Raw genomic sequence first — 16,758 nt, 5'->3', positions numbered from 1 at the left:
AGCTCTTAACGGGCAGCCTCTACCCGATTCAGCTCCGCCGTCCGCTTCGTGTCGCGTTCCAATATCGGCTTCAGATATTTGCCTGTGTAGGACTGAGGCACCTTCACGATGTCCTCCGGCGTTCCGGTAGCGATGATGGTGCCGCCGCCGCTTCCGCCCTCCGGACCCAGGTCAATGATATAATCCGCCGTCTTGATGACATCCAGATTATGCTCGATGACCAGCACCGATTCGCCGGAATCGACTAGCCGGTGAAGCACGGTAAGCAGGCGGTCGATATCGTCCACATGCAAGCCCGTGGTCGGCTCATCCAGAATATACATCGTCTTGCCCGTGCTGCGGCGATACAGCTCCGAAGCCAGCTTCACGCGCTGCGCCTCGCCGCCGGACAGCGTCGTGGCCGGCTGACCGAGCGTAATATATCCGAGACCGACATCCATCAGCGTTTGCATCTTTCGGTGGATCTTCGGAATGTTCTGGAAGAACTCGGTGGCATTCTCCACCGTCATCTCCAGCACTTCCGATATATTTTTGCCTTTGTATTTAACCTCCAGCGTCTCTCGGTTATACCGTTTGCCCTTGCATACTTCGCATGGCACATAAATATCCGGCAGGAAGTGCATCTCGATCTTGATGATGCCGTCGCCGCGGCAGGCCTCACAGCGGCCGCCCTTGACGTTGAAGCTGAAGCGGCCTTTCTTGTATCCGCGGATCTTCGCTTCGTTCGTCTGGGCGAAGATGTCCCGAATATCGTCGAACACGCCGGTATACGTTGCCGGGTTGGAGCGCGGCGTACGGCCGATCGGCGACTGGTCGATATCGATCACTTTCTCGACATGCTCAAGTCCCTTGATCTCACGGTACTGACCCGGGCGTACTTTTGCTTTGTTCAAATCCCGAGCAAGCGTCTTATACAGAATCTCGTTCACCAAGGTCGATTTCCCTGAACCGGACACGCCCGTTACCGCCGTAAAGACGCCAATCGGAAACTTGACGTTGATGTTCTTGAGGTTATTCTCCTTCGCTCCCTTGATTTCGAGCCAGCGTCCATCCGGCTTCCGGCGCTCCAGATTAACCGGGATGAACTTGCGGCCGCTCAAGTATTGGCCGGTCAGAGAATTCGGGTCCTCCATAATTTCCTTCGGCGTTCCTTGGGCAATAACCTGCCCGCCATGAATACCTGCACCCGGGCCGATGTCAATAATGTAATCGGCAGCCATCATCGTGTCCTCGTCATGCTCAACAACGATGAGCGTGTTCCCGAGATCACGCATATGCTCCAGCGTGGAAATCAGGCGGTCATTATCCCGCTGGTGCAGACCGATGCTGGGCTCGTCCAAAATATACAGTACGCCCATCAAGCTTGAGCCGATCTGCGTCGCGAGCCGGATCCGCTGCGCTTCGCCGCCGGAGAGGGTCCCTGCCGAACGGCTGAGGGTCAAATAATCCAGACCCACGTTGACGAGGAAGCCCAACCGGCTATGAATTTCCTTCAGAATCAGATTGGCGATCTGCCGCTCTTTCTCGGACAAATCCAGCGATTCGAAAAACTTCAGCGACTCTCCGATCGACAGGCTGGTAACATAAGCCATGTTACGGTCATTGATCGTAACGGCCAAGCTCTCCTTGCGGAGACGGTGCCCTTTACATACATCGCACGGCTTGCTGCTCATGTAGCCTTCGATATATTCGCGAATGCCCTCGGAATTCGTATCGCGATAACGGCGCTCCAGGTTCGGGATGATACCCTCGAAGGTGACATACGCTTCCTTTCGCTGTCCGAAATCATTCTCATAACGGAAGTGCACCTTCTCGTTGCCCGTTCCGTACAGCAGCTTATTCATCTGCTCCTGGCTTAATTCGCTCACAGGCACATCCTGCGGAATGCCGTAATGCTGGCATACCGATTTCAGGAATTGCGGGTAATACGTCGATGTGCCGCCGCTCCAGGCCAAAAATGCCCCTTCCTCGATGCTCTTGCTCGTGTCCGGCACCAGCAGCTCGGGATCAACGATCATCTCCACGCCCAAGCCGTCGCAATCCGGACACGCACCGAACGGGGTATTGAAGGAGAACATTCTCGGCGTCAGCTCTTCCATGCTGAATCCGCAGATCGGGCAGGCAAAGTTCGAGCTGAACCGCAGCTCCTCCTGGCCGATAATATCGACCAGCAGCTGCCCGCCGGACAGGTTAAGCGCGGTCTCGATGGAGTCTGCCAGGCGCGCCTCGATATCCTCTTTAACGACGATGCGGTCAACGACAACCTCGATGGTATGCTTCTTGTTCTTCTCGAGCTCAATACTCTCGGACAGGTCGCGAAGCTCGCCGTCGACCCGCACGCGGACGAAGCCCTGCTTCGCAATGTCCGTGAACAGGTTCTTATGCTCGCCTTTGCGTCCGGAAACGACCGGGGCCAAAATTTGCAGCCTTGTCTTCTCCGGGTACTGCATAATGCGGTCCACCATCTGCTCTACCGTCTGGGACGTTATCTCCACACCGTGCTCCGGACAGTGGGGATGCCCGATCCGGGCAAACAGAAGCCGCAGATAATCATAAATTTCGGTGACCGTACCTACGGTCGAACGCGGGTTGCGGCTGGTCGTCTTCTGGTCGATCGAGATGGCCGGGGACAGACCGTCGATCGAATCCACATCCGGCTTCTCCATCTGCCCAAGGAACTGCCGGGCATATGCGGAGAGCGATTCGACATACCGGCGCTGCCCCTCGGCATAAATGGTGTCAAACGCGAGGGAGGATTTGCCCGAGCCGCTAAGTCCGGTCAGCACAACAAACTTGTCGCGCGGGATCGTGATGTCGATATTCTTCAAATTGTGTGCGCGTGCGCCTTTTATCACAATATTCTCACTGGCCAAACGATATCATCTCCTACTCCGTGCATAAAAATATAAGCCTGTATATATGAACCAAGAAGAACGACCTCCTTGGGCCGTCCTCCTTGTTATCCAAATCCAAAATCCAGCATAATCATAATGCCCGCGGGAAGCTAATTGCCGGGCATGACTCGCCTAATACGGAGCTCCGATAAGATAAGCTTCTTACTCGGCTTGCAGCTCCAGCAGCGCATCACGAAGCTCTGCCGCCCGCTCGAACTGGAGATTCTTCGCCGCGTCCTTCATCTCGGCTTCCAGACGCTGAATCAGGCTTTGACGCTCCTTCTTCGACATCTTCTGCTTGTCGCCGGCCAAATAGTCCGCTTTGCCCTCGGCCACCTTCGTCGCTTCAATGACGTCCCGCACCTTCTTGCGGATCGTCTGCGGCGTAATGCCGTGCTTCTCGTTGTAGGCAACCTGAATGCTGCGGCGGCGCTCCGTCTCCTTAATCGCCCGATCCATCGAATCGGTGATCTTGTCTCCGTACATGATGACCTTGCCGTCCGAGTTCCGGGCGGCGCGGCCGATCGTCTGGATCAGGGACCGGTCGGAGCGGAGGAAGCCTTCCTTATCCGCGTCCAGAATCGCTACGAGGGACACCTCCGGCAGGTCAAGGCCTTCCCGCAGCAGGTTAATCCCGACCAGCACGTGGAATGTCCCCAGGCGCAGGTCGCGCAGGATCTGCATCCTCTCCAGCGTCTTGATATCGGAGTGCATGTAGCGGACCTTGATGCCGATCTCCTTGAGATAATCGGTCAAGTCTTCCGCCATCTTCTTCGTAAGGGTCGTAATCAGCACACGTTCGTCACGGTCAACCCGCTCCCGGATCTCGCCGATCAGATCGTCGATCTGTCCTTCCGTCGGCCTCACGTCAATGATCGGATCAAGCAGCCCGGTCGGCCGGATGATCTGCTCGACCATCGTATCGCAGTGCTCAAGCTCATAAGGTCCCGGCGTTGCGGACACATAGATGATCTGGTTGACCTTCTCCTCGAACTCCTCGAACTTCAGCGGACGGTTATCGAGCGCCGACGGCAGACGGAATCCATGCTCCACGAGCACTGTCTTCCTGGCGCGGTCCCCGTTGTACATAGCCCGGATCTGAGGCAGCGTCACGTGCGACTCGTCGATCACGATCAGCATATCGTCCGGGAAATAATCGAGCAGCGTATACGGGGTTGCCCCCGGCTCCCGGAATGTCAGCGGCCCCGAATAGTTCTCGATGCCGGAGCAGAATCCGACTTCCTTCATCATCTCGATATCATAGCGCGTACGCTGCTCCAGCCGCTGCGCTTCGAGCAGCTTGCCCTCGGAACGGAGCTGCTCAAGGCGCTCCTCCAGCTCCCGCTCGATATTGATCAGCGCAACCCGCATCGTCTCTTCGCGGGTTACGAAGTGGGAGGCCGGGAAGATCGCAATATGCTCGCGCTCTCCGACCAGCTCTCCCGTCAGGACGTCAATCTCCGTGATCCGCTCGATCTCGTCGCCGAACAGCTCGACGCGAACCGCATGCTCGCCCTTCGAGGCCGGGAAAATCTCGATGACGTCTCCGCGGACGCGGAACGTGCCGCGGACGAAATTGATGTCGTTGCGCTGGTACTGAATATCAACAAGCCGCGCCAGAATCTGATTGCGCGGCTTCTCCATGCCTACCCGGAGCGAGAGCAGCAATTCCCCGTACTCCTTCGGCGATCCCAAGCCGTAAATGCAGGATACGCTCGCAACGATGATGACGTCCCGCCGCTCGAACAGCGAGCTGGTGGCCGAGTGGCGAAGCTTATCGATCTCTTCGTTGATGCTGGAATCCTTCTCGATATACGTATCGGAAGAAGGGATGTACGCTTCCGGCTGATAGTAATCGTAGTAGCTGACAAAGTAATCAACCGAGTTGTTCGGGAAAAACTCCTTGAATTCGCTCGCCAGCTGTGCGGCAAGCGTCTTGTTATGCGCAATGACAAGGGTCGGCCGGTTTACTCTGGCGATGGTCTGCGCGATCGTAAACGTCTTGCCGGTTCCTGTTGCGCCCAGCAGCGTCTGGTGCTTCTTCCCCTGGCGCAGCCCTTCAACCAACTGCTCGATCGCAGCCGGCTGGTCGCCTTGCGGCTGGAACTCGGACTCAATCTCAAAGGATTTGGTACTGACAACTAAATCGCTCATTGTCCATCATCACCCTTATGCTCTAAAATGTAATTCGTACTAAAAGATATGTCGAAATTTCCCGATGATATAGATATTGGGAAATTAGTGGTGTCGGTTATCAGGAATAAGAATATCTGTTCCCGTCTCATTATACCCTTTACGTTTTTTTGATGCAAACAATTTCACGGAATATTCGGCAGCCCGCGATCCGGTAAATCGAGCGCGGGCACACGCGCCCTTTTCGGCTGTTTTTTAATTGCCTTAAACGGTTTCCAGCGAGTTCAATCATGTTTTAACTATACATAAAGGAGATGATAACTGCATTATGGACATAACCATTATTATCGGCATCCTGGCCGGACTCGCGGCGCTCATCGGAGGCTTTCTCTGGGAAGGCGGGCATATCGGCGGTCTCATGCAGGGCGCGGCAGCGCTGATCGTGTTCGGCGGAACCCTTGCTGCTGTGCTCATCAGCTTCCCGCTCTCCCGTCTAAGAACCATCCCCGCCGCCCTCCGGCTGGCCTTCGGCCGCAGCGTACGTTCACCGGGGGAGCTTATCGATTCGCTGGCCGATATGTCGGTCATTGCCCGAAGAGACGGCGTTCTGGCCCTGGAAAGCGTATCGGACGGGCATGCCGATCCTTTTCTGAGAGAAGGGATGCAGATGGTCGTCGACGGCACCGACCCCGAAATGGTCCGCCAAATCCTTGAGCTTGAGATTCAGGCCGCCGAGCAGAAGCACGAGGGCTATGCCAAAATTTTCGAATCCGCCGGAGGCTATGCGCCCACGATGGGGATTATCGGAACCGTCATGGGATTGATCCATGTGCTCGGCAGTTTGCAGGAGCCCACGAATCTCGGCCCTTCGATTGCCGTCGCGTTCACAGCCACTCTGTACGGTGTTGCGAGCGCCAATATTATCTTTTTGCCCATTGCAACGAAGATTAAAGCACGTTCCGAAGAAGAAATTGTAAATATGGAGCTCTTGTTGGAAGGGATACTGGCCATTCAGAACGGAGAGCACCCGCTTATCGTCCGCAAGAAGCTGGCCTCCTTCGCATCGGCGGGCCGGACCGATGGACCGGCATCAAGGGGGTTCGCCCATGAGTGGACCGAATAGACGGAGGCGGCGCTACCGTCCGCAGGCGGGCGGCGATCAGCGCGACCGCTGGATGATCACCTATGCGGATCTGATTACGCTGCTGCTGATATTTTTTGTCGTCATGTACGGGATGAGCCGTTTGGATCCGGAAAAATATCAATTGGTCACCGAGTCGCTGCAGGCCACCTTTCAGAGCGGGGACAGCATTCTGGAGATGGGCTCCGGCATCACCGGCACGGCCGATACGGAGAACCACAAGAACCCTCCTTCCAAGGCTGAGGAAGACAGCAGCGATGATGCCGAAGACGCCGGGCCGTTAAGCGAGCGTGAGCTGGCCTTCCGGGCTCAGGAGGAGGAGCTGGCGAGCTTCATGGGACTCATTCAGCAATATGTAAAGGACAACCAGCTCGAGGACGAGATTTTCATCTCGGACGAGCCCCAGGGAATCGCCATTACGCTCAGCGACCGGTTCCTGTTCGATGTCGGCCGGGCGGAATTGAAGCCGGGCGCCGCTCCCGTGCTCGGCAAGCTGGCGAGCCTGTTCGAGGATTTGGATTCCACCGTCAGCATCGAAGGCCATACGGACGATGTCCCGATCGGACGCGGCTCCATCTACAAGGATAATTGGGAGCTTTCCGGCGCACGCGCCATGTCGGTGCTCCGATTCTTCCTGGAGAAGGAGGGGCTCGATCCTGCGGACTTCCAGTATGCGGGATATGCGGATACAAGACCGGCTGCGGATAACGCCACTCCTGAAGGCCGACAGAAAAACCGCCGGGTCGAGATCACCGTGCTGCGACAGCTTCGCCAGTAGCAGCCAGACCCCGGCTCTCGACGTCAGCGCGGCATTCCAATCTGGCGAGCTGCCGGTAAAGCGCCGCCTTTCACATCATCATCAAAGGCCAGGCCGCAGGTTGCGGTCTGGCCTTTGATTTTACTAGCTATCATGATCGGTACTCGTCAACGAAGCTCGACTAGATGAATCATTACAAGAACCCGCTCTAAGCGGCGGTTCCTGTCCCGCTCTCGCTTGGCCGAAGAACGGCAGAGCCCACGGCGAGCAAAATGATCGCCATCAAGCCGAGGACCGCGAGCGGCAGGCTGATATCAGCGAGCGTGCCGCCGGTCGCGGCGATCTCCACCGCTTCAATCGCCCACTTTTGCGGAATAAAGTTGGCGAGCTTCTGCATGAACTCCGGCATAATGGCCAGCGGCCAGAAGCAGCCGCCCAGCATGCAGCTCGGCGTAACGATCATGGAATTGATCATCGCGGCATTCTGATCGTTGCGGATGAGTCCCGCGATCGTGCTGGCAAGCCCGAGCGACACCAGCATGAAGGCCATCAGGATAAGAAAATGCAGCATGAACGGAATGCCGTACTCGTAACGCAGCACATACCGGCTGAGCAGAAGCACGATGATTACCTGCAGCGAACCGACGACAAGGCTGCCCAGAAAGTTACCGAGCGCGATCTCGTATGCCCGGACCGGTGCCGTATACATCCGCGACAGCGTGCGCTGCCTCCGGTCGTCCAAGATCATCGCCACGACGCTCGAAATCAGGGTCATCATGAACATAAGCGTAAATCCCGTCACATTCGACAAGCCCGGCTTGGCGTACAGGTTCAGATCCGTGACTTGCGTATCCACCCGCTTCTTGGCGGATTGCTCCAGCACCTGGCTCAGCGCTTGCACGCGATCGGCACCCGAGTCAGACATTTCCCGGATTGCCGCGGCCGACCCGTTCAGACGCTTAACCGTAGAGTCGGCGGTCATGCGGATCATGACCGATGCTTCCGACGTTGATACTTCATACACCTTGACGCTCGGCGATCCCCCTTCCATGATTCCATCGCTGAAGTTCCGGGGGACATAAACGCCGACCGTGCTTTTATTCTGAAGCAGCTCCTCGCGCAGCACCTCCTCGGAAGCCGACTCCTTCAGCACATATTGTCCGCTTTGCTGCAGCTGCTCCATCAAGTATTTCCCTGCAGGACCTTCGTCCTCATTTATATAGGAGACAATAATGCCGGCTGCCGTCGTCCTGCCCAGCAGAAACACCGTCAGCGTGACGACGACGCAGGGCACCAGGACAAAGACAATCCAGCCCCGTCTCCGCCCAAGCGTCCGTTTCACCATATTCCAGGCGATAATCAAGCTAGGCATGGTATCCCACCTTTCGGTACGTGATCATGGCAAAGGCCGAAAGCACGGCCGTTATGAGCGCCAGCATCCCGATGCAGGAGAGGACGAGGCCGGTCTCGCTGTCCAGCATCATCCGCAGCATGCTCTGCATCGCCCAGTGGTTGACCGTAAAGGCTGCGATCTTCTGAAAAAACTCCACCGGCAGCGGCATAAAGCCTCCGCTGACAAACGTCATGGCGATGACCAGGGCCTGCATCAAGCCCCTGGCTCCGGCCGCCGTCCGGGACACGAACGTAATGAGCGCAGCAATCGTCATGGACGACAGGGTGAGAAGGACACATACCGTGATCAACAAGAGCGGATGCCCTCCCCACTTCACGCCATAAAGCCACATCGAACCAAGCACAATGACAGCGGCTTTCCCAAACGTGATCAGACTGCATCCAATGATTTTGCCGGCAAAAATCGAGCCGGGGGATACCGGTGCACTTTGCAGCCGGTGCAGGGTCCGGCTCTCCCGCTCGCCCAGCAGGCTGCTGCTTGCCATCAGGCCCGAATACAGCAGAAACATGACCAGCATGGAAGCCGCATAGTATTGAGCGGCAGAATAAGACCCGCCCTTTTCGCTCAATTGTCCAACCTCCACGCTGGCTCCGCCTTCTTCTCCATCTGATGCCGAGGCGGGTACCGCCAACGGCGGCGCGCCGCCGAACACGATCGCCTCCGCCTGTTTATGATTCGCGTCCGCCATAAATGTTGTAAAGACGGTATCCGCCACGAGATTCAGATTATGGTCTCTGCCGGGAAGCAGCTCCAGCTTCACCGCTTCTCCCCTTCCCATCCGCTCGTCGAACGCTTCCGGGATCACAACCGCATAATCCAGCTCTCCCCGGCGGAGCTTTCCTACCCCCTCCTCGCGATTCGATAGGATGTGCTGGATAACAATATCCTGAATTTCCGGCCCATTCACGAGTCCCTGCATGATTGCAGGAAGCTCCCCCTGCCCTTCGGGCAATATGAAGCCCACATTCACCGGCGGCTGCTCAAATTCCTCTTCGTTGCCGAACCAGCCGGATAGCGCGTTACCTAATATAAAGATCAGTATAAGCGGCAGCAAAAATTGATTGATCAGCACGGTCCGGCTCGTAGCCATTCGCTTGAGCTCAAACCAGGCGATAATCGCAGTGTTCATGGTTTGTTTTCTCCCTTCATGTATCCGGAGACCTCCGGCCTGTTCAGTCCCGCAGCTTCCGTCCGGTCAGGCTGAGAAACAGTGTCTCCAAGTCAGGCTCCTCGCACTGCAGCGATCGGAGCGTCGTGCCGTGCTTGCCGCAAATGAACAGAATATCCTGCAGCTCCTCTTGCGCCGATGGAACATAAATCTCCAGCCGATGATCATATTGCGTAACGCGCCCGACGCGCGGATGAAGCTTCATCTCCTGGATAAGCTCCTCCGTGATCCCGTCTGCCGTGAGGATAATGCGCTCCTCTTGAGCCACCCTAGCCCGCAGCTCCTGCTGCGTACCGCAGGCGATGACATGGCCTTGGTCCATAATGGCCACCCGATCGCTGATCGCGGCAACCTCCTCCATATAATGGCTGGTATAAATGACCGTCGAGCCCATCTCATTCAACGTCCGGACAGATTCAAGGATATGGTTGCGCGACTGCGGATCGATGCCGACCGTCGGTTCATCCATGATGATGAGCTTCGGACGATGGGTAATCGAGCAGGCGATGTTCAGCCTTCGCTTCATCCCGCCGGAAAAGGTCGACGGCCGGTCCTTGGCCCGATCCTGCAGTCCGACGAACGTTAATGCCTCCTCCACCCTTTCCTTCAGCTGCTGTCCCCGAAGTCCGTACAATTTTGCAAAAAAGGCAACGTTGTCCATCGCCGACATTTGCTCGTACAAGGCGAGATCCTGCGGAACCAATCCGATTCTTCGCTTCACCTCAAGCGGCTGATCTTCAATCGATATGCCATCGACTTTGATGCTCCCTTGATCCTTCGGCAGCAGGCCGCAGATCATGCTGATGGACGTGCTTTTGCCAGCCCCGTTCGGGCCGAGCAGTCCGAAGATTTCCCCCTCCTGCACCTCGAGATTCAGGTGATCCACCGACAGCTTGCTTCCATATCGTTTCACGACATCTTTCATTTCCAGAAAGACCGCCATACGTACCATCTCCGTTTCCTCATTTCAGCTTTCTGACATTCATTGTATACAAGTTCGTCGTTCCTTTCAGGTAGAGTAAGTCACCTTACGGGGTGACCAAAGTCATCTCCTTGCGTTCGGATGTCCTGTGATATAATGAAGCCACTGATCGACCGGAAGATATTAGTTTATGAAAAAGGTTGCTGATCGCCCATGTCTTCTCCTCTCGCTTATCTTCGTTACGGCTTGATTCTCCTTCCGGCCGCGGCCGATATGTTCCTTCAGCAGCTGGATGACTACGGGGAATATATGGTGTTCGTCCTCCTGTTTATCGCGGTGACGGTGCTGAGCCGTTTCCTGCCCACCCCGTCCGCGGCCAAGGCGGCTGCGGTGGTTGAAATCGCGTTATCCTTGTGGCTGTGCCATCAATACGGATTCATGATGGTGTTCTTGTCCATGTCGACGATGTGTGTCTATCTGCCCCTGCTGGAGCGTTCCTGGCGGTGGTGGTTTGCGTTCGCTCACCTCGGGCTGCTGAACATCGCCATTGCCGGCTGGGATCCGCTCTTGACGACAACGGCCAATTTGTTATTTTTGTTCTTCGCGGCGGCTTTCGGCCAAATCCATCAGCTGTTTGAAAAACAAGCCGATCACATCAAGCTGTACGATGAGCTCAAGCGGCTGCATTTCCAGCAGGATGAAGCGGGCAGACAGCTGCTGCAATTCGCGCACCAGGTGGAACGGGCGGCGCAAGCCGAGGAACGGAACCGGATCTCCCGCCAGCTGCATGATGATATCGGCCACCGGCTGATCCGCATCAAAATGATGATGGAGGCAGCCGTCCATACCGTCCCCCGCGATTCCGCCCGCGGCATGGAGCTGCTGCACCAGATCCGGGATCAGCTGGGGGACAGCATGGAGCAGCTGCGTTCGGCCGTTAAGCAGATGAGCCCGCATCGGCGCATGGCCGATGATTACTCCCTGGACCGGCTCCTTGAGGAGACCGGGAAGGAGACCGGCATCGAGACCGAGCTTGAGCTGCAAGGAATGCCTTATCCGCTCTATCCGAGCCAGCAGGTGGTATTATATAAAAACGCCCGCGAGGCGATCACGAATGCCCTCCGCCACGGGGGAGCCACCCATGTCCGCATTTACCTGCATTACGGGGAAGATGAGGTTCGCATGGAGGTCTGCAACAACGGCAAAGTGCCGGAGCCGGCCGATGGAGCGGAGCCGGGCCGAGGCAGGCAGGGCATCGGCTTCAGCGGCATGCTGGAGCGAACCAAGGTCGTTGGCGGAACGCTTACGGTGCAGCAAAACGCTCCGTTTACCGTGATCACCCGGCTGCCGGTTTACCGAAAGCGTGAGATCGTATAAATGTATCGATGAAGGAACAAGCGTCAAATTTAACGAAAAGGTAGTGCTTACATGATTTCCGTACTGATTGTCGATGATGACCCGTTCATTCGGGAGAGCTTGAAGCTGCTCGTAGGGATGGATCCGGATATCGAAGTAACCGGAGCAGCGGCTCACGGCGGGGAGGCGCTCGCCTTGCTGGAAGACGGCCTGGCTGCCGACGTCGTGCTGATGGATATCCGCATGCCGGTGTGCGACGGCGTCGAGGGCACCTTGCGCATCCGGGAGAAATACCCCGACATCCGGGTGCTGATGCTGACCACGTTTGATGATGAGGATTATATTGCGGAGGCTTTGCGAAACGGGGCAAGCGGCTATCTGCTCAAGAACATCCCGCCCGACCGCATTATCCAGGGCATCAAAACCGTCCATGACGGCAATATGCTGATTCATCCCGATATTGCCCGCAAGCTGACCGGGATGCTCCGCCCTGCCGCGCAGCCCGCTCCCCAGACGCCGGCCAGGCTGGAGGCGTTTGGTTTGACGCCGGCGGAATGCAACATTGTTACCCTCATTGCCGACGGCCTGTCCAACAAGGAGATTGCCGGCCGGCTGTACCTGAGCGAGGGCACCGTCAAGAATTACGTGACCGATATTTTGGGCAAGCTCAGTCTGCGCGACCGGACGCAAATTGCGATCTTTTATTTGAAGAAAGTTCAGAGCTGACTAATGATCGATTTAACCGTCAATAAGGCCTGCAAAGCGGAGTCTTCCTTCATGGAAAGCCGCGCTTTGCAGGCCTTGGTTATGATACGGTTATGTTGGGTTACGCATCTCTATGCTTCAGCGCTGCTCGGCAGCTCTCAGATTGAACCAGCGCTGCAGCTCTTTCACCGATTCGGTACGAAAGAGCAGGTCTTCGCGGTCGAACACGAGATAGGCCAGCAATCTATCGAGTCCGAGCTCCAGCTTATAATCGACAGTATCTCCCTCACGGTATTCGATGGCGGAATAACCGCCATATAAAGCTCCAGGCACTTGTGCCGCAAGCTCATCCCATTGCTCGCTTGCGTCACTTCCCGCTTGATCCATCAGGACCGTATGGATTCCGCCCGGTCCTTGGGCAATCAACCTCCGGAGCTTTTCCTTCCGCGTCTGCTCCAGCCTTATGATCCGATCTGCCCGCAAAGGCTGTTGGCCGCCATCCCGGTCATACCGGTAGCTTCCTCCCGCCGGCACAACATTCAGTTTATCTCCAGTCTTGATGAAGGACAGCTTCAGCTTTCTCTCCTGCTCGTCACGCAGCACCGTCTCTTCATCGATATTCACCCTTATCACGTGCCCGATGTCTTCAATAGCACCCTTCTTATCCCGGTTCACCCACGCCGAAATGTCCAGCTCGATCCGCCTTTGATTGGCGTCCAGTGAACGAACCGTACCCGTTATGACATCATCCAGAAATTTAAAATGGAACGGTTCTTCCGGTTCCTGCAGAATATCCACGGTTTGTGCCGCGCGAACGGGTGGACGCATATCCAGCTGCTCGTTCGTCGATACCACCTTTACGCGCTGCCCGCGCCGGATGAGATCAAACTGCTCCCGACTCACCTCATACCACGCTCCATTTGAAGCTATCGCCAGCTGCTCCAGATCGCGCTGCATGCCGTTCACTGCTGTCTGTTCATCGACCTTGCGAAGGATCAGAATGCGGTATTTGATCTTATTCGTGCCCAAGATCGTATTTTTTCCGGCTACCAGCCCTTCATAAACGACCGCTTCCTCCGGCCCTGCCGCAGTTTCGGCATCTCTCGTGTCTGCATGGCTCGCGGCAAACCCCTTTGCCGGATCCCGCGGGGCTTCGTACGCTGTCTTCGGCGGGGAAGATGATTCTCCCGGCTCACATCCTATGATCGATAGCACCCCTGCGGCCACAACCGTCCAGATCACAGCTGCTTTAGATAATGAAGCCACTTCATTTCCCCCTCTACGCCTTCACCGGCTATTTGTGGATACAGACGCACATGGCTTCCATTAAGTTGCAAGTAACTTGAAGTACACCCTGAAATGAAAAAAAACGATGCTTGTCCCTTCGACAAGCACCGTCATTCCCATTTATGAAGGAAATCCCGCTTCTTCCGATCGGCGAGCCTTCTCGCCCGCCGGATCCTTGCGAAACTTTTGGACATGCAGCTTGTTCGCCAGCAGCGTAATAAGACTTACCGGCTTCAATCGGGCGGCAATGCCATCGCGCGGATCCGGGGCTACGATCGCTCCCAGCTGATGATGGTCCCCGGCATAGATGGCGCGCTGCAAAAACTTGCTTTCGCCCTGATGGTTCCGAACCTCCAGCTTGCAAAAAGCCGGGTTCTGCCGGAGGGCGCCGTGAAGCTGCTCTTTGCTGTGAACCAGGATCCCATTCACCTTCAGAATCGTCTCACCCGGCTGAATGCCAAGCTCATGGGCCGGGCTATCCGGCAGAACAGCCAGCACGCGTAATCCGCGTACGGGATGCACAAATACCGGACTGCGCTGCTGCTCTTCATACCGGCTGTACCATACCAATCCTTCATGCAGCAGCAGAGCGGCCAATGCCGCAATCAGGGACAGCGGCGACCACCATTCGGCAAGCATGCTCAATGCGAGCACGACCGCGGCGTAAATGATCAGCCGCTTGGAGGTGATCGCCGCCTTCTCCTTGGGCAGCATGCTCTGCGTCATCTCGCCGAAGCCGATGACGACCGGCAGCGCCATCATCATAAATCCGCCGCTCCACGCATCCCCGCCAAAGAACGGCGTCCACGGAAGCACGGCCCCTCCGCCGGCGGCAGGAACGAGCATGAACAACGGCAGCGGCCAGAAGCTCTGCATATGATAGCCGCCGACCAGCTTGCCCCGCTTCCCTTCCAGGAACAGCGGCGTCGCAAAGCCTGACCCCTGCAGCTTGACCAGAACGGCTTCGGCGAAATGCAGCACGGCGGCCAGCGCCAGCAGGGCAGGAATATCCAGACTGCGGATGGTGGACAGCACCGTATGGACCCAGCCCTCCGCTGCCAGATTCGGAAACCAGCTTAACACGAACTGGAGAATGCCAAGCAGTCCGATGGAATAAGCAAAGCACAAATACCGGATATGAAACAGCATCAAGATCAATGAGGTGACCCAGATGCAGATAATCGCCCCCAGGCTTAGGCTTACCCCCAGGAAGGCGACAGCGACAGACACCGCAAGCCCTGCCAGCAATCCGCCGAGAAACGTCCGCCAGGTCTGCAATCCCCAGGAATGCAGGCGTACATGAAACAGCTTACGCTCCAGGAGTACCTGCCTCCGGTAGAGCAGCATTACGAATAGGATCGAAATATAATAAAAGGGCTGCGTCAGAAGTTGCAAGCCTGCATCCATCCCACGCATCAGCAGTTGTACCAGCGTTTCCAACAGCCAGCCACGCTCCTTTCTCGAATCAAAGAAAAAAGAAGGCTAAGTTGCAGCCTTCTTATGGTTTCGACGCTCTTGCCGCGATTTCCTTCCGAACTTCGGAAAGTCCGCGATTCAGTTGATTATCCACTTTCGGATCCTGAATCTTCTCGATCAGTGCTGCCTCAAGGCTTTCCGCCGTCGCACTGTTAAGGACGCCGTCGGATTTCAGCTTATGCTTGCTCTGGAAGCTCTTGACGGCCTTCTCTGTCGCCCGGTCGAAATATCCGTCGGTGCGTCCCGGATCAAAGCCGAGCGCCTCCAGCATGATTTGGGCATTCTTGACGTCGCTGCTGTTCGCGTCATACTTGTAGGTCTTCTTCTTGTCGATCGGGGCGACCGTAAAGTATTCCGGCTGGTCTACTTTAATATCCGGTTCAATCCCCTTCTCATGAATCCAGGTGCCGTTCGGCGTGAGCCACTTCGCAATGGTGACCTTCAACAGGCTGCCGTCGCCAAGCTGCTTCTCGAAGCTGGTCTGAACGGTCCCTTTGCCGAAGGAATGCTCGCCGACCAAGGTCGCACCTGCCGATTCCTGAAGCGCTCCGGCCAAAATTTCAGATGCGCTTGCGCTGCCCTTGTTCATCAGAACGGTGATCGGATAAGGCTTCGCCTGTCCGTTCGACACATGCTTTTCCCGTTTCTTGTCTTTGTCTTCAACTTGAACGATCAGCTTGCCTTTCGGCACGAAATTCTCGGTGATCCCGATCACCTCGGACAGAACCCCGCCGGGATTGTTCCGCACGTCGATCACAAGGCCCTTCATGCCCTGCTCCTCCAGCTTCTCAAGCTCTTCCGTAAAGCGTTCACCGGTATTGGATGAGAATTGGGTAATCTCGATAATTCCGATGCCGTCCTTCTCCATCCGGGCGGTCACCGTCTCCAGGCTAACATCATCCCGAACAATGACAAGCTCGATCGGCTCGTCGGAGCCTGCGCGCTTAATCTTCAGTACGGCTTTGGAGCCTTTCGGACCGCGGATCTTGGCTACTGCCGCATTCAGGTCCAAGCCCTGCAGCGATTCGCCGTTCACGGACAATATGGTGTCCTTGGCCCGAATGCCTGCTTTATCCGCGGGCGAGCCCTTGATCGGCGATACGACGACGACATTGCCGTCCTGCGAAGATACCTCGGCGCCGATCCCGCTAAAGGATCCTGCGATGCTCTCCGTGAATTGCTTCGCGGATTCCTCGCCCATATAGTTGGAATATGGATCGCCAAGGGCTTCCATCATTCCGTTAATCGCCCCGTCAACCAGCTTCGACCGGTCGACGTCCTTATAATAATTGTCTTCGATCAGATCCAGCGCCGTGCCGAGCTTCCTTGCCTCGGCATCATCGAGCCCGCTGCGATTTGAAATGCTCGCCAGAAGACCTTCACCGTCTCCGGTCTGCTGCGCAGCCGGCAGCTGGGTCAATGCCATGGTTATGAGTACACCGCACAGCATAGCGGCAACCATTAGAAAGACAACCGTTCGTTTTTTCAGCATGTACTTCACCGCC

At 56.4% G+C, this 16,758-nt stretch carries 12 protein-coding genes; 4 read left to right on the top strand and 8 right to left on the bottom strand.

The window, feature by feature from the left end; all coding sequences use genetic code 11:
- Positions 1–5 precede the first annotated feature (5 nt).
- Positions 6–2,873 (bottom strand): excinuclease ABC subunit UvrA, encoded by a 2,868-nt coding sequence (uvrA, locus tag BBD41_RS16940; protein WP_099478288.1) that lies wholly within the window; start codon positions 2,871–2,873, stop codon positions 6–8.
- Between the two features lie 183 nt (positions 2,874–3,056).
- The gene (gene uvrB / locus BBD41_RS16935; RefSeq protein ID WP_099478287.1) at positions 3,057–5,048 is read right to left on the bottom strand and encodes an excinuclease ABC subunit UvrB; all 1,992 of its coding nucleotides are present in this window, start codon (positions 5,046–5,048) and stop codon (positions 3,057–3,059) included.
- Positions 5,049–5,355: 307 nt separating this feature from the next.
- Here uvrB and BBD41_RS16930 point away from each other — a divergent pair, with 307 nt between their 5' ends.
- Together BBD41_RS16930 and BBD41_RS16925 are read left to right on the top strand one after the other, a co-directional pair.
- On the top strand, positions 5,356–6,150 hold the full coding sequence (locus BBD41_RS16930; protein WP_099478286.1) for a flagellar motor protein: 795 nt from the start codon (positions 5,356–5,358) through the stop codon (positions 6,148–6,150).
- Complete coding sequence (locus BBD41_RS16925) at positions 6,134–6,946, top strand: flagellar motor protein MotB (RefSeq protein ID WP_099478285.1); 813 nt, start codon at positions 6,134–6,136, stop codon at positions 6,944–6,946. Before BBD41_RS16930 ends, BBD41_RS16925 begins: the two co-directional genes overlap by 17 nt.
- A 187-nt stretch (positions 6,947–7,133) precedes the next feature.
- Here BBD41_RS16925 and BBD41_RS16920 read toward each other — a convergent pair whose 3' ends face one another.
- The 3 genes from BBD41_RS16920 to BBD41_RS16910 are packed head-to-tail and all read right to left on the bottom strand — an operon-like array spanning position 7,134 to position 10,459.
- Positions 7,134–8,297, bottom strand: coding sequence for an ABC transporter permease (locus BBD41_RS16920; RefSeq protein WP_099478284.1), 1,164 nt, complete (start codon positions 8,295–8,297; stop codon positions 7,134–7,136).
- Positions 8,290–9,468, bottom strand: coding sequence for an ABC transporter permease (locus BBD41_RS16915; protein ID WP_099478283.1), 1,179 nt, complete (start codon positions 9,466–9,468; stop codon positions 8,290–8,292). Before BBD41_RS16915 ends, BBD41_RS16920 begins: the two co-directional genes overlap by 8 nt.
- A 43-nt stretch (positions 9,469–9,511) precedes the next feature.
- Positions 9,512–10,459, bottom strand: a complete 948-nt coding sequence (locus tag BBD41_RS16910) for an ABC transporter ATP-binding protein (RefSeq protein WP_077568381.1) — start codon at positions 10,457–10,459, stop codon at positions 9,512–9,514.
- A 183-nt stretch (positions 10,460–10,642) separates the two neighbouring features.
- On the opposite strand from BBD41_RS16910, the gene BBD41_RS16905 reads away from it, so the two are divergent.
- Positions 10,643–11,806, top strand: coding sequence for a sensor histidine kinase (locus tag BBD41_RS16905; RefSeq protein WP_099478282.1), 1,164 nt, complete (start codon positions 10,643–10,645; stop codon positions 11,804–11,806).
- Positions 11,807–11,857: 51 nt separating this feature from the next.
- Positions 11,858–12,511, top strand: a complete 654-nt coding sequence (locus tag BBD41_RS16900) for a response regulator (RefSeq protein ID WP_099478281.1) — start codon at positions 11,858–11,860, stop codon at positions 12,509–12,511.
- 117 nt (positions 12,512–12,628) lie between these two features.
- On the opposite strand, the gene BBD41_RS16895 is transcribed toward BBD41_RS16900, so the two are convergent.
- The 3 genes from BBD41_RS16895 to BBD41_RS16885 all read right to left on the bottom strand — a co-directional run bounded on the left by BBD41_RS16895 (position 12,629) and on the right by BBD41_RS16885 (position 16,745).
- Entirely contained in the window at positions 12,629–13,756 is a 1,128-nt protein-coding gene (locus BBD41_RS16895; RefSeq protein ID WP_099478280.1) for a hypothetical protein, read from the bottom strand.
- A gap of 141 nt (positions 13,757–13,897) precedes the next feature.
- On the bottom strand, positions 13,898–15,217 hold the full coding sequence (locus tag BBD41_RS16890; RefSeq protein ID WP_099478279.1) for a PDZ domain-containing protein: 1,320 nt from the start codon (positions 15,215–15,217) through the stop codon (positions 13,898–13,900).
- 58 nt (positions 15,218–15,275) lie between these two features.
- Positions 15,276–16,745: a S41 family peptidase gene (locus BBD41_RS16885; protein WP_077568385.1), complete on the bottom strand. Its 1,470-nt coding sequence runs from the start codon at positions 16,743–16,745 to the stop codon at positions 15,276–15,278.
- Positions 16,746–16,758 lie beyond the last annotated feature (13 nt).

The organism is Paenibacillus ihbetae (assembly GCF_002741055.1).
GTDB classification, from domain to species: Bacteria; Bacillota; Bacilli; order Paenibacillales; family Paenibacillaceae; genus Paenibacillus_AQ; species Paenibacillus_AQ ihbetae.
The sequence above is the reverse complement of the archived record's forward strand: the minus strand, read 5'-3'. Positions and strand labels throughout refer to the sequence as shown.